Annotated in this window: 16 protein-coding genes; 11 read left to right on the forward strand and 5 right to left on the reverse strand. The window is 72.4% G+C overall.

Translation table 11 applies throughout. From position 1 onward, the window contains the following. Nucleotides 1-88 precede the first annotated feature (88 nt). Nucleotides 89-823 (reverse strand): Clp protease N-terminal domain-containing protein, encoded by a 735-nt coding sequence (locus tag AB0L74_RS13325; protein WP_365649858.1) that lies wholly within the window; start codon nt 821-823, stop codon nt 89-91. 137 nt (nt 824-960) lie between these two features. On the opposite strand from AB0L74_RS13325, the gene AB0L74_RS13330 reads away from it, so the two are divergent. Beyond that, the gene (locus AB0L74_RS13330; protein WP_365649861.1) at nt 961-2,124 is read left to right on the forward strand and encodes a DUF2786 domain-containing protein; all 1,164 of its coding nucleotides are present in this window, start codon (nt 961-963) and stop codon (nt 2,122-2,124) included. 40 nt (nt 2,125-2,164) lie between these two features. On the opposite strand, the gene AB0L74_RS13335 is transcribed toward AB0L74_RS13330, so the two are convergent. The 3 genes from AB0L74_RS13335 to rpmB all read right to left on the reverse strand — a co-directional run bounded on the left by AB0L74_RS13335 (nt 2,165) and on the right by rpmB (nt 3,529). Then, nucleotides 2,165-2,707 carry a DUF4232 domain-containing protein gene (locus AB0L74_RS13335; protein ID WP_365649864.1) on the reverse strand — a complete coding sequence of 181 codons (543 nt, stop codon included), beginning with the start codon at nt 2,705-2,707 and terminating at the stop codon, nt 2,165-2,167. Nucleotides 2,708-2,987: 280 nt separating this feature from the next. Continuing rightward, nucleotides 2,988-3,293 (reverse strand): 30S ribosomal protein S14, encoded by a 306-nt coding sequence (gene rpsN / locus AB0L74_RS13340; RefSeq protein ID WP_365649867.1) that lies wholly within the window; start codon nt 3,291-3,293, stop codon nt 2,988-2,990. Further along, nucleotides 3,293-3,529: a 50S ribosomal protein L28 gene (rpmB, locus tag AB0L74_RS13345; RefSeq protein ID WP_365649870.1), complete on the reverse strand. Its 237-nt coding sequence runs from the start codon at nt 3,527-3,529 to the stop codon at nt 3,293-3,295. Before rpmB ends, rpsN begins: the two co-directional genes overlap by 1 nt. Before the next feature lie 62 nt (nt 3,530-3,591). On the opposite strand from rpmB, the gene rpmG reads away from it, so the two are divergent. The 5 genes from rpmG to AB0L74_RS13370 all read left to right on the forward strand — a co-directional run bounded on the left by rpmG (nt 3,592) and on the right by AB0L74_RS13370 (nt 6,024). Further along, on the forward strand, nt 3,592-3,756 hold the full coding sequence (gene rpmG, locus AB0L74_RS13350) for a 50S ribosomal protein L33 (protein ID WP_044382365.1): 165 nt from the start codon (nt 3,592-3,594) through the stop codon (nt 3,754-3,756). A 7-nt stretch (nt 3,757-3,763) separates the two neighbouring features. Further along, nucleotides 3,764-4,018 (forward strand): type B 50S ribosomal protein L31, encoded by a 255-nt coding sequence (locus tag AB0L74_RS13355; protein WP_365649873.1) that lies wholly within the window; start codon nt 3,764-3,766, stop codon nt 4,016-4,018. Beyond that, nucleotides 4,015-5,175 carry a GTP-binding protein gene (locus AB0L74_RS13360; protein WP_365649876.1) on the forward strand — a complete coding sequence of 387 codons (1,161 nt, stop codon included), beginning with the start codon at nt 4,015-4,017 and terminating at the stop codon, nt 5,173-5,175. The genes AB0L74_RS13355 and AB0L74_RS13360 overlap by 4 nt, the downstream gene beginning before the upstream one ends. A 6-nt stretch (nt 5,176-5,181) precedes the next feature. Continuing rightward, the gene (gene rpsR / locus AB0L74_RS13365; RefSeq protein ID WP_365649879.1) at nt 5,182-5,415 is read left to right on the forward strand and encodes a 30S ribosomal protein S18; all 234 of its coding nucleotides are present in this window, start codon (nt 5,182-5,184) and stop codon (nt 5,413-5,415) included. 390 nt (nt 5,416-5,805) lie between these two features. Next, entirely contained in the window at nt 5,806-6,024 is a 219-nt protein-coding gene (locus tag AB0L74_RS13370) for a DUF397 domain-containing protein (RefSeq protein WP_107071191.1), read from the forward strand. Nucleotides 6,025-6,179: 155 nt separating this feature from the next. Here AB0L74_RS13370 and AB0L74_RS13375 read toward each other — a convergent pair whose 3' ends face one another. Continuing rightward, nucleotides 6,180-6,659: an ATP-binding protein gene (locus AB0L74_RS13375; protein ID WP_365649882.1), complete on the reverse strand. Its 480-nt coding sequence runs from the start codon at nt 6,657-6,659 to the stop codon at nt 6,180-6,182. Between the two features lie 451 nt (nt 6,660-7,110). Here AB0L74_RS13375 and AB0L74_RS13380 point away from each other — a divergent pair, with 451 nt between their 5' ends. From AB0L74_RS13380 to AB0L74_RS13400, 5 genes are all read left to right on the forward strand, one after another. Next, nucleotides 7,111-7,935, forward strand: a complete 825-nt coding sequence (locus tag AB0L74_RS13380) for a helix-turn-helix transcriptional regulator (RefSeq protein WP_365649889.1) — start codon at nt 7,111-7,113, stop codon at nt 7,933-7,935. A 64-nt stretch (nt 7,936-7,999) separates the two neighbouring features. Next, entirely contained in the window at nt 8,000-9,460 is a 1,461-nt protein-coding gene (locus AB0L74_RS13385; protein WP_365649892.1) for an aldehyde dehydrogenase family protein, read from the forward strand. Between the two features lie 210 nt (nt 9,461-9,670). Then, nucleotides 9,671-10,219, forward strand: a complete 549-nt coding sequence (locus AB0L74_RS13390) for a DinB family protein (protein ID WP_365649895.1) — start codon at nt 9,671-9,673, stop codon at nt 10,217-10,219. A gap of 24 nt (nt 10,220-10,243) precedes the next feature. Next, nucleotides 10,244-10,888, forward strand: a complete 645-nt coding sequence (locus AB0L74_RS13395; RefSeq protein WP_365649898.1) for a PadR family transcriptional regulator — start codon at nt 10,244-10,246, stop codon at nt 10,886-10,888. 69 nt (nt 10,889-10,957) lie between these two features. Next, nucleotides 10,958-11,719, forward strand: coding sequence for a MerR family transcriptional regulator (locus AB0L74_RS13400; RefSeq protein ID WP_365650075.1), 762 nt, complete (start codon nt 10,958-10,960; stop codon nt 11,717-11,719). Nucleotides 11,720-11,779: the final 60 nt, after the last annotated feature.

Raw genomic sequence — 11,779 nt, forward strand, 5'->3', positions numbered from 1 at the left:
CCGCCCGCCCCGCCGCCGGGACCGGAGGCGGCGCCGGGCCGCGACTCCCGCTCGGGTGCCCGCCTGTGTCACCCGCGCGGACGTCGCCCTACGACTCCTGCTCGGACGTCTCCAGGAACTCCGCCAGGACCTCGGTGACGTACTCCTCGGTCTTCGCCTTGCCGATGCCGAGCCCGCTCAGAACGCCCTCGCCGTTCTCGTGCTCCAGCAGGGCGAGCAGCAGATGCTCGGTGCCGACGTAGTTGTGGCCGAGGCGGAGGGCCTCGCGGAAGGTGAGTTCCAGGACCTTCTTGGCCGCCGGGCCGTACGGAATCAGCTCCGGTACGTCCGCGGCGGCCGGCGGGAGCGCCGCCGTCGCGGCCTCGCGGACCGTCTCCAGGGGCACGCCCTGCGCGGCGATCGCCTTCGCGGCGAGGCCCTCGGGCTCGGCGAGCAGTCCGAGGACGAGGTGCTCGGGCGCCCCCTCGGTGCCGCCCGCGGCCTTGGCCGCGTTGTGGGCGGCGACCACGGCGTTGCGCGCGCGGGGCGTGAACCGGCTGAAGCCCTGGCTCTCGTCGAGGTCCGCGGACTCCTTCGGCACGAAGCGCTTCTGCGCCGCCTGCCGGGTCACGCCCATGCTCTTGCCGATGTCCGTCCAGGAGGCGCCCGAGCGCCGGGCCTGGTCCACGAAGTGGCCGATCAGGTGGTCGGCCACCTCGCCGAGGTGCTCCCCGGCGATCACCGCGTCCTGGAGCTGCTCCAAGGGCTCGGCGTGGACCTTCTTGATCGCTTCGATGAGGTCGTCGAGACGCACGGACGACTTGATGGTCGTGTTCTTCGCCATGTGTCAACCGTAGGTTGACACCCTTCTGTCGTCAACCCTTGGTTGACAGTCGAGAGTCGTGTGCCGGGCCTCCCGTCGCGCGGCCGTGCCCCGGTTCCGGGAGCGAGGTGCCCCCGGTGCCGTGACACCATCGCCGGGTGAGCACGCCCAGTACCGTCGACCGCGCCCTGCGCACCGCCCTGTACGACACCACCGACGCCACCCTCGACACCGCCGCCTCCCTGCTCGCGGCCGACCCGGACGCGGACGCCGAACTGGACGGCCGGGGGCGGGAGTTCGTGGCCACGGCCTGGCGGCGCGGCTGGCAGCCCGCCGACGTCGTACGGATCGTGCGGCGCGAGCTGGACGACGTACACGTGCGCCTGGCCGCCGCGCTGATCCGGGCGCAGGCTCCGCACGACCGCCCGCGCGGGCGCCGCTGGGCCGCGCAGCTCGACGCGCTGCCCGCCGGGGCCCCGCCCCGCACCGACCGCTTCTCGCACGCCACCGCCGTGCTGGAGCTCTACCGGCTGCTGCTGCGCCTGCCCGACCTCGAACCCCTCGACGCGTCCGCCCCCGCCGCATCCGCGGGTACGCGCGACGCGCGCCCCGAGTCCCGGACCCTCGGGCGGATCCGCGCCCTGCTCGCCAAGGCGGAGGCGACCGCGTACCCGGAGGAGGCCGAGGCCCTCAGCGCCAAGGCGCAGGAGCTGATGGCCCGGTACAGCATCGACGCCGCGCTGCTGTCGGCCCGGGCCGCGGCACCGGACACCCCGGGCGCCTGCCGGATCGGGGTCGAACCACCGTACGAGCAGGCCAAGGCGGTGCTGCTGGACGCCGTCGCCGACGCGAACCACTGCCGGGCCGTGTGGAACGAGCCCCTCGGCTTCTCCACCGTCGTCGGCTTCGAGGCGGACCTGGAGGCCGTCGAACTCCTCTACACCTCACTCCTCGTCCAGGCCGAGGCGGCGATGACCAGGGCGGAGGCGGGCCAGCGCGCGGGCGGCCGGAAACGGACCAAGTCCTTCCGTCAGTCGTTCCTCGCGGCCTACGCCCACCGCGCCGGGACCCGCCTGCGGGCCGCCGGACAGGCCGCCGTCAAGGCGGCCGCCGGTGAACAGGCGTCGGGGCCCGCCGGTCCGGCCGCCGACCTGCTCCCGGCCCTGGCCTCCCGCGAGGCCGCCGTCACCGACCGTCTGGAGCGGATGTTCCCGGAGACGACCACGACCCGGCTGCGCGGGGTGAGCGACGCGGCGGGCTGGACGGAGGGCACCCGCGCGGCCGACCGCGCCCGTCTCCGGTCGCGGCCCCCGCTGCCCTAGATCCGGGGCCCGCAGGCCAAGTCCTCAAAAGGGGCGGGCGTCAGTCACCCGCCTGCTGGAACGGTCCCACCGTGGCGTCCGGCACCCCGTCCCCGCCGTCCTTCAGCGAGACGTCTCCGTACGTCCAGGGGAAGTCGCGCGTGTCGGCGGCGCCCGGCAGGGCGACTCGTGCCGTCCGCACGGCCAGGCCGCGCCCGCCGCCCGCCTCGCCGCGCACGTAGGTGACGGTGAAGGAGACCGCCGTGTCCTCGGCGAGCGTCAGCCGCTGCCGCGGTGCGGCGGCGTCGGCGGGCACCTCCACCGGGGTGCCGCCGGCCGTCAGGGTGACGGCGGGGAGGCCGTCCAGCGTGCAGGCGGCACCTCGGTTGGTGACGGTGAAGGAGACGGTGCCCGTGTCCCCGGCGGCCGGTGCGGGGCTCGCGACGGCGTCCACGGCAACCCCGTCCATCCGGCAGGCGGCACCGCCGCGGCCGGCCCCCCGGTCGCCGGTGCCGGAGTCACCGCCGCCACCGTCGTCGCAGGCGGTCAGGGCGAGGGCCGCGGCGAAGGCGAAGGCGGCGGCGATCGGAGCGGAGGCGCGCATGCGTGTCCTCTGGTGCGATGGGGGCGGACAGACGGCGCCACGGCGGCCGTCAGGAGCCGAGCCCGGACGTCGGCAACCCGCTCGGGAACTTACCGCCTTCGGCCTTGGCGTACGTCTGCGGCCCGGCGCCGCCCTCCCGGGTCGCCTTCGGCGTCGTCCCGGTGACGGAGCCGGCGGTCCCGTCCGCCCGCGGTCGCGCCGGAGCCCGCCGACGGCCCATCCCCGTCCCGGAGGCCCCGGCATTCCCGGGCTGCCGGGACGTCCGCCGCCGGGACCCCCGCTACCAGGAAGCCTTGCGGACCCCCGGCAGATACCCGGCGTGCGCCTGCTCCCGCAGGCTGACCCGGGACAGCCCGAAGGCGCGGAGGTAGCCACGGGGCCGCCCGTCGGTCTGGTCGCGGTTGCGTACGCGGGTGGCGCTGGCGTCCCGGGGCTGGCGGCGCAGTTCGCGCTGGGCGGCGAGCCGTTCGGCCTCCGTGGAGGACGGGCGCCGGATGATCTCCTTCAGCTCGGCCCGGCGGGCAGCGTACCGGGCGACGGTCTCCTGCCGCTTCTCGTTCTTCGCGATCTTGCTCTTCTTGGCCATCAGACCTTCACCCCCCGGGCGCGGATGCGGGCCACGGCCGCCTCGACGCCGATCGTGTCGACGGCCTTGATCCCCCTGGCGCTCAGCCGCAGCCGTACGTACCGGCCCTCGCTCGGCAGCCAGTAGCGCTTGGTCTGGATGTTGGGGTCGAAGCGGCGGGAGGTGCGCCGGTGGGAGTGGGAGACGCGGTTGCCGAAGCCCGGCTGGGCCCCGGTCAGCATGCAGTGGGCGGACACGGGTGACGTACCTCTCTTCAGGCGCTTGCGTTAATGGAATTCATTTTCAGTAAGATAGCAGCATGGCACGCAACGAACTCCGTCCGGTCATCAAGCTCCGGTCCACCGCCGGGACCGGCTTCACCTACGTGACCCGCAAGAACCGCCGCAACGACCCGGACCGCCTGACCCTGCGCAAGTACGACCCGGTCGCCGGCCGCCACGTCGACTTCCGAGAGGAGCGCTGAGCCCGCCGTGCGCAAGGCAATCCACCCCGCCTACGGTCCCGTCGTCTTCCGTGACCGTGCCGCGAACCACGCCTTCCTCACCCGGTCCACCATGACGAGCGACAAGACGATCGAGTGGGAGGACGGCAACACCTACCCGGTCGTCGACGTCGAGATCTCCAACGTCAGCCACCCCTTCTACACCGGCACCGCCCGCGTCCTGGACACCGCCGGACGCGTGGAACGCTTCGAGCGCCGGTACGGGAAGCGGGGCGGGGCATGAGTCTGCCGGTGGTGATCGTCGGCGGGCTGCACGCCGACGCCCGCCGGGCGGCCGTGGCACGGCTGCTCGCCGACGTGCCCGGCAGCGTCGTCCTCCACCACGACCTGGCGACCGCCGCCGCGGGCACCGTCGTACGGACGGTGCGGGACGCCGCGGGCGTCCGGTCCGCCGGCGAGGCGCCGCTCGTGAACGACTGCGCCTGCTGCGCGCTGCGCGAGGACCTGGTTCCGGAGCTCGCGCGGCTGGCGGAGGCGGGCGGCACCCCGCTGGCGATCGTCGAACTGTGGGACTCCGTCGAGCCCAAGGCGATGGCGGAGGTGGTGACGGCCGGCGGTTTCACCGTCACCGGCGTGCTCACCGCCGTCGACCCGGCGCTGGTCCTGCCGTACCTGGGCAACGGCGACGACCTCGCCGAGGGCGGGCTGGCCGCCGCGGCCACCGACCAGCGCACGGTCGCCGACACCTTCGCGCGGCAGCTGGAGTACGCCCCCGTCCTGGCCGTGGCGGACTCCCCGGAGGCCGACGACGAGGACCGCGAGCTGCTGGCCCAGCTCCATCCGACGGCCCGCCGGGTCCCGATCGGCCACGGCGACCCGGCGGGCGCCTCCCCGGCCCCGGCGTCCCCCCTGGCCGAGGCCGCCCTCGCCGGCTTCGACGTGGAGGCCGCCGCGGCCGCCCAGCACCCGGCCTGCGCGCTGCTGCCCGCCGAGGCCGACGCGCACGGCGTCGCCACCTTCGTCTGGCGCCGGCGCCGCCCCTTCCACCCGGAGCGGCTGTACGCCGCGCTGGAGGACCTGACCTGCGCCGCCGCCCGCAGCCGGGGCCGGTTCTGGCTCGCCGACAAGCCGGACACCCTGCTGCACTGGGACGCGGCCGGCGGTGCCCTGTGCGTGGAGAGCGCCGGTCCGTGGCTGGCCGCCCTGCCCGACGCGGCCTGGGAGATGGTCCCGCCGGTGCGCCGCGCCGCCGCCGCGCTGGACTGGCACCCCGAGCACGGCGACCGCTGCCAGCACCTGGTCTTCACCTCGCCCGGCCTCGACCGGGACGGGCTGGAGCGGCTGCTGGAGTCCTGTCTGCTGACCGACGCCGAGTACGCCGCCGGGCGCGACGCCTGGAAGCGGCTGCCGCCCGCCTTCGACACCCTCCTGGAGGTCTGACCGCCCATGCCCCGAACGAAGGACCGCAAGCCCGCCAAGAGCCGCCCCAACCCGCTGGAGCAGGCCGGGATCACGTATATCGACTACAAGGACACCGATCTGCTGCGGAAGTTCATCTCCGACCGCGGCAAGATCCGCAGCCGCCGCGTCACCCGCGTGACGGCCCAGCAGCAGCGGCAGCTCGCCCGGGCGGTCAAGAACGCCCGGGAGATGGCGCTGCTGCCCTACGCCGCCCGCTGACCGGCACGGTCGCACCACCCGCCACCGCGGTCGCGGTGCGCGACACGAGGGGCCCGCTTCGCCGAGCGGGCCCCTCATGTTGTTGCATATTCACAGAAATTGCGGGCATAGCAGGAACGAGTCCGCCGCGACCGGCGTCCTAGAGGTCGAGGTTTTCCGCAGAGCGGCCGTCACGGCTGTAATCGCAGGAGCACACCGCGTGCACGTGCATTTGCTCATGCAGATGCACGTGAAAGCGAGCTATGATCCGGAACAGTTGACCACTGCATCGATGGCCACACCAGCCAGTGCACCACCGGGGAGCGACCTGTGGACCACGACGTGTACGACGGTGACGTGTACGACGGTGAGGCGTACGACGGTGCCCGCGCGTCCGCCGTGTACAACGGCATGGCGGCCACGGAACTGCACGGCGTGGCCTGGCAGAAGAGCCGGCACAGCAACTCCCAGGGATCCTGCGTGGAGTTCGCGCGCCTGCCCGGCGGCGATGTCGCCGTGCGCAACTCCCGCTTTCCCGACGGGCCCGCGCTCGTCTACACCCGCGCCGAGATCGAGGCGATGCTGCTGGGGGTCAAGGACGGCGAGTTCGACCATCTGGTCGCGGGCTGAGCGCACCCGCGGCCGCGTCGCTCGCGTCGCGCCGGCCGCGTGTGCCGCGTCCCGGCGCGCCGTCCGCCGCGAGGGGCTCCGGTAACCTGCGGTAGCGAGTGCGTCGCGCACGGCGACGCGCGTAGAGCCACGGCGCGCGCGAGCGCCGCGGCGGGTCACGCGCCGGGTGGCTTCAGCCGGAACAGCGCCCAGACGACCTTGCCCTCCAGCGGGCCGGCGAGCGGGTGCCAGCCCCAGCTGTCGCTGAAGGAGCCGACGAGGAAGAGCCCCCGGCCGGATTCCGCGGAGAAGTCGTCGGCCTCCCGGGCGACCGGGCCCTCGTGGCTGCGGTCGCGGACCGCGCACACCAGCCGGTCGGCCCAGCGCATCAGGTGCAGCCGTACCGGCGGCTCCGGGTCCCCCGTTCCCGGGCCGTCGGCCGGCAGGGCGTGCCGCAGGGCGTTGGTGACCAGCTCCGAGACGACCAGGCACACATCCTCGAAGCGGTCGCCCAGCTCCCACTGGTCGAGCGTTCGGCGGGTGAACCGCCGGGCCTCGCCCACCGCTTCGTAATGGGCGGGGAGCGCGCAGGAGGCGGCGTTGTCGACGGCCGCGGGGTCCAGTGGCGGAAGGCCCTGCCTTAACGGCTCGAGCATGGTCGATCCATTCGTCCCCATGCGAGGCACTCCCGGAATTCGCGGTCGTAGCGATGCGGCGGTGGTGCGGGGACCATGGTTTCGGATGCGCAGACCAGATGCAAGGGCAGATGCACGTGCACGTGACCGAAATGGACCCTCCCGCACCGCTTGTTGGTCAATTTTTCCACCATCCCCGCGGCCTCTCCGCTCCCACTTTGACGCGTTCCGGACGCCTCCCCGCCCTTTCCGGGCCCTTTCACCGCCGCTTTCCCGTCGCGTCCGCCGCCTCGTCCTCTCGCACCACCCCCGCCGCGCCCGGCCTTTTCGCGCCCGAGCGCCCCGCTCGTTTCCGTCTCCGTAACCGGGCGAGTACTGCTCGGAGTGTTTTAGTGGCAGACTTCGGCCCTTGAAGACGGTTGGGGAGGCTGGCGAAGTGAGCGCGGGAGAGCCGGGATCGGTGGTGCGGCGCATGCTGCTCGGATCACACCTCAGGCGACTGCGTGAGGCGAAGGGGATCACCCGTGAGGCGGCGGGGTATTCGATCCGCGCCTCGGAGTCGAAGATCAGCCGGATGGAGCTGGGCCGGGTGAGCTTCAAGACCAGAGACGTGGAGGACCTGCTGACGCTGTACGGCGTCACGGACGAGCAGGAGCGTTCCTCCCTGCTGTCCCTGGCCAAAGAGGCCAACGTCGCGGGCTGGTGGCACAGTTACTCCGACGTGCTGCCCAGCTGGTTCCCCACCTATGTGGGCCTGGAGGGCGCGGCCTCGCTGATCCGCGTCTACGAGGTGCAGTTCGTGCACGGGCTGCTCCAGACCGAGGAGTACGCCCGCGCGGTCGTCCGGCGCGGCATGAAGGGCGCGAGCCAGGCCGACGTGGAGCGGCGGGTCGCGCTGCGCCTGGAGCGGCAGAAGTACCTCGACGCCGAGAACGCCCCCGAGTTCCACATCGTCCTGGACGAGGCCGCCCTGCGCCGCCCGTACGGCGACCGCGAGGTGATGCGCGGCCAGCTCCAGCATCTGATCGAGATGTCCGAGCGCCCCAATGTGCGGCTCCAGGTCATGCCGTTCAGCTTCGGCGGGCACTCCGGCGAGAGCGGCGCGTTCACGATCCTCAGCTTCCCGGAGTCCGATCTGTCCGACGTCGTCTACCTGGAGCAGCTCACCAGCGCCCTGTACCTCGACAAGCGCGAGGACGTCGCCCAGTACGAGACGGCGCTGAAGGAGCTCCAGCAGGACAGCCCGAGCCCGGACGAGAGCCGGGACCTCCTGCGAGGGCTTCTCCAACTCTCCTGAAACAGAAGTACGATGACGCCCCATCAGACATCCGCTGGCGGCCGCCAGGAGATTGAGGGATCACATGTCGTCGTACTTCACGGACCTGGCTCAGCAGTACATCGACGGTGACTGGCGCCCGGGTACCGGTTCCTGGGACATCATCGACTTCAACCCGTACGACAACGAGAAGCTGGCGTCGATCACCATAGCCACGGCCGACGAGGTCGACGCCGCCTACCGGGCCGCCGAGCGCGCCCAGAAGCGGTGGGCGGCGACCAATCCGTACGCCCGCCGCGCGGTGTTCGAGAAGGCCCTGAAGCTGGTGGAGGAGCGCGAGCGGGAGATCACCGAGGCGATCATCGCCGAGCTCGGCGGCACCCACCTCAAGGCCGCCTTCGAGCTCCACCTCGCCAAGGAGTTCCTGCGCGAGGCGGTCCACCTGGCGCTGCGCCCCGAGGGCCGGATCATCCCCTCGCCCGTCGACGGCAAGGAGAACCGCGTCTACCGGGTCCCCGTCGGCGTCGTGGGCGTGATCAGCCCCTTCAACTTCCCCTTCCTGCTCTCCCTGAAGTCGGTCGCCCCCGCCCTCGCCCTCGGCAACGGCGTCGTCCTCAAGCCGCACCAGAACACGCCGATCGTCGGCGGCACCCTGATCGGCAAGATCTTCGAGGACGCCGGCCTGCCCGGCGGTCTGCTCAACGTCGTCGTCACGGACATCGCGGAGATCGGCGACGCGTTCCTGGAGCACCCGGTCCCCAAGGTCATCTCCTTCACCGGCTCCGACCAGGTCGGCCGCCACGTCGCCACCGTCTGCGCCTCCCACTTCAAGCGCTCGGTCCTGGAACTGGGCGGCAACAGCGCCCTGGTGGTCCTCGACGACGCCGACATCGACTACGCGGTCGACGCCGCCGTCTTCAGCCGGTACGTCCACCAGGGCCAGGTCTGCATGGCCGCCAACCGCGTCCTGGTCGACCGGTCGGTCGCCGAGGAGTTCACCGCGAAGTTCGTCGCCAAGGTCAGGTCCCTGAAGGTGGGCGACCCGAGCGACCCGGAGACGATCATCGGCCCGGTGATCAACTCGCAGCAGGCGGACGCGCTCACGGCCGTCGTCGAGCAGGCGCTCGCCGAGGGCGCGACGGCCCTGGTGCGCGGCACGGCCACCGACAACCTCGTCGAGCCGTCCGTCCTCACCGGTATCCCCGCCGGCTCCGCCCTGCTCAAGCGGGAGGTGTTCGGCCCGGTCGCCTTCCTCATCCCCTTCGACGGCGAGGAGGAGGCCGTACGCGTGGTCAACGACACCCCCTACGGCCTGAGCGGAGCGGTCCACACCGGGAACGTCGAGCGCGGGGTGCGCTTCGCCCAGCGGATCGACACGGGCATGTTCCACGTGAACGACGGCACCGTCCACGACGAGCCGATCGTGCCCTTCGGCGGGGAGAAGCACTCCGGTGTGGGCCGCCTGAACGGCGAGGCGATGCTGGACGCCTTCACCACGCAGAAGTGGATCTCGGTGCAGCACGGGCGGAGCGGCTTCCCGTTCTGACGTCCGTCCTGAAGGTCCTGGCGTCCGTCCTGGAACGTCCTGGCGTCCCTCCCGAAGTGGTCCGGTCGTCCGGCTCCCCGGACTGCTCCTTCCGGTTCCCGGGACTGTTTCTCCCGGCCCAGGGGTCATAGAGGACAGAGCCTGTCCTCTATGACCCCTAGCGTCGTCCGTGTCAGGCAGAAAGCCGATCCGAACGAAAGGCGGCCGGTCATGGTCACTCATGTGCGAGCCGAGGACTGCGTCGACGAGCGCGGGGCGCTGCTGGCGTTTCTGGCGGAGCAGCGCGGCGGCGTCCGCCGGTCGGTGCTCGGCCTGACGGACGAGCAGGCCGCCGGCACGCCCAGCGCCAGCGAACTGTCGCTCGCCGGGCTGGTCAAGCACGTCGCCGAGGTCGAGCAGTACTGGGTGGCCCGCGCCAGGGGCGAGGCGCCGGCCGTCCACCGGGACGAGACGAACTGGCGGGAGTGCTTCGAGCTCGCCGACGGCGAGACCGTCGCCTCGCAGCTCGCGTACTGGGAGAAGACCGCCGCCGGGACGGAGGCGTTCATCCGCTCGGCGCCCAGCCTCGACGACACCTTCGCCCTGCCGGACCAGCCCTGGTTCCCGCCCGGGGAGCGCGTCTCCCTGCGGTGGCTGCTGCTCCACCTGATCCGCGAGACCGCCCGGCACGCGGGCCACGCGGACATCATCCGCGAGTCGCTGGACGGCGCCACCGCCTTCGAACTGGTGGCCAGGGAACAGGGCGGCACCTGGGGCTGACCGCCCTGGTTCTACGCTGGCCCCATGTCAGCGATCCGTCTCCTCGTGCTCGGCGCCGTCCGCCAGCACGGGCGGGCCCACGGTTACCAGGTGCGCAACGACCTGGAGTACTGGGGCGCGCACGAGTGGTCCAACGCCAAGCCGGGCTCGATCTACCACGCCCTGAAGCAGATGGCGAAGCAGGGACTGCTGTACGCGCACGAGATCGCCCCGTCCACGGCCGGCGGCCCGCCGCGCACCGAGTACGAGATCACCGAGCGGGGGACCGGGGAGTACTTCCGGCTGCTCAGGGAGTCCCTCACCGCCTACGACCAGAAGCCGGACGTGCTCTCCGCCGCGCTCGGCTTCATGGTCGACCTCCCCCGTCAGGAGGTCCTGGAACTGCTCCGGGAGCGGGTGCGGACGATCGAGAAGTGGCGGACGGCCGTCACCGAGTACTACACGCCCGAGGAGGGCCCCGGCCAGCTCGGCCACATCGGCGAGATCATGAACTTCTGGGTCCACTCCGCCGACTCCGGCGCCGAGTGGACCCGGGGCCTGATCGAGCGCATCCGCCGCGGCGACTACACCTTCGCCGGGGAGGGCGAGCCGTTCGTGGGCGTCCTGGCCGAGGGCCAGGAGAACCCGTACGCGACGGGGGAGCGCCACCCCGGGGACGACGGCCGCTGACGCCCGCCGCTTGCACCTCACGCCACGTGAGGCGGCAGCGTGGAGCGGGTCGGACGAAGGGAGCGGATGTTGAGCTACTCCGTGGGACAGGTCGCCGGTTTCGCCGGGGTGACGGTGCGCACCCTGCACCACTACGACGACATCGGGCTGCTCGTACCCAGCGAGCGCAACCGCGCGGGCCACCGGCGCTACAGCGACGCCGACCTGGACCGGATGCAGCGGATCCTGTTCTACCGGGAGCTCGGCTTCCCGCTCGACGAGGTCGCCGTCCTCCTCGACGACCCGGACGCGGACCCGCGCGCGCACCTGCGCCGCCGGCACGAGCTGCTGACCGCCCGGATCGAGAAGCTGCGGAAGATGGCGGCGGCCGTGGAGCATGCCATGGAGGCACGCAGAATGGGCATCAACCTCACCCCCGAGGAGAAGTTCGAGGTCTTCGGGGACCAGGACCCGGAGCAGTACGAGGACGAGGTGCTCCGGCGCTGGGGCGACACCGACGCCTACCGGCAGTCGCGGGAGCGCACGGCCTCCTACACCAAGGAGGACTGGAAGCGCGTCACGGAGGAGCTGGACGCCCTCCACCGGCGCATGGCCGGCCTGCTGGCCGAGGGCCTCCCGGCCGACTCCGAGGCGGCCATGGCCACGGCGGAGGAACACCGGAGGTTCATCACCGGCTCGTACTACGACTGCGGGTACGAGATGCACACCTGCCTGGGCGAGATCTACGTCGGCGACCCGCGCTTCACCGCGGTGTACGACGCGATCCGCCCCGGCCTCGCTCTCTACCTGCGGGACGCGATCGCCGCCAACGCGGCCCGGCACTCCTCCTGAGCCCCGCGCGGCGGTGGTTCCCGGCCCGGTCACTCCTCCGGGGGCGGGACCACCGCCGGT

The sequence above is a fragment of the Streptomyces sp. NPDC052020 genome, from assembly GCF_040680575.1.
GTDB lineage: Bacteria > Actinomycetota > Actinomycetes > Streptomycetales > Streptomycetaceae > Streptomyces.

Excerpts from the sequence above, each read along its gene's own strand:
- AB0L74_RS13335 (WP_365649864.1), bottom strand. The coding sequence starts at position 2,707 with ATGCGCGCCTCCGCTCCGATCGCCGCCGCCTTCGCCTTCGCCGCGGCC.
- rpmG (WP_044382365.1), top strand. The coding sequence starts at position 3,592 with ATGGCACGCAACGAACTCCGTCCGGTCATCAAGCTCCGGTCCACCGCC.
- AB0L74_RS13325 (WP_365649858.1), bottom strand. The coding sequence starts at position 823 with ATGGCGAAGAACACGACCATCAAGTCGTCCGTGCGTCTCGACGACCTC.
- AB0L74_RS13380 (WP_365649889.1), top strand. The coding sequence starts at position 7,111 with ATGCTGCTCGGATCACACCTCAGGCGACTGCGTGAGGCGAAGGGGATC.
- AB0L74_RS13360 (WP_365649876.1), top strand. The coding sequence starts at position 4,015 with ATGAGTCTGCCGGTGGTGATCGTCGGCGGGCTGCACGCCGACGCCCGC.
- AB0L74_RS13395 (WP_365649898.1), top strand. The coding sequence starts at position 10,244 with ATGTCAGCGATCCGTCTCCTCGTGCTCGGCGCCGTCCGCCAGCACGGG.
- AB0L74_RS13385 (WP_365649892.1), top strand. The coding sequence starts at position 8,000 with ATGTCGTCGTACTTCACGGACCTGGCTCAGCAGTACATCGACGGTGAC.
- rpsN (WP_365649867.1), bottom strand. The coding sequence starts at position 3,293 with ATGGCCAAGAAGAGCAAGATCGCGAAGAACGAGAAGCGGCAGGAGACC.
- rpsR (WP_365649879.1), top strand. The coding sequence starts at position 5,182 with ATGCCCCGAACGAAGGACCGCAAGCCCGCCAAGAGCCGCCCCAACCCG.
- AB0L74_RS13390 (WP_365649895.1), top strand. The coding sequence starts at position 9,671 with ATGGTCACTCATGTGCGAGCCGAGGACTGCGTCGACGAGCGCGGGGCG.
- AB0L74_RS13370 (WP_107071191.1), top strand. The coding sequence starts at position 5,806 with ATGGCGGCCACGGAACTGCACGGCGTGGCCTGGCAGAAGAGCCGGCAC.
- AB0L74_RS13375 (WP_365649882.1), bottom strand. The coding sequence starts at position 6,659 with ATGCTCGAGCCGTTAAGGCAGGGCCTTCCGCCACTGGACCCCGCGGCC.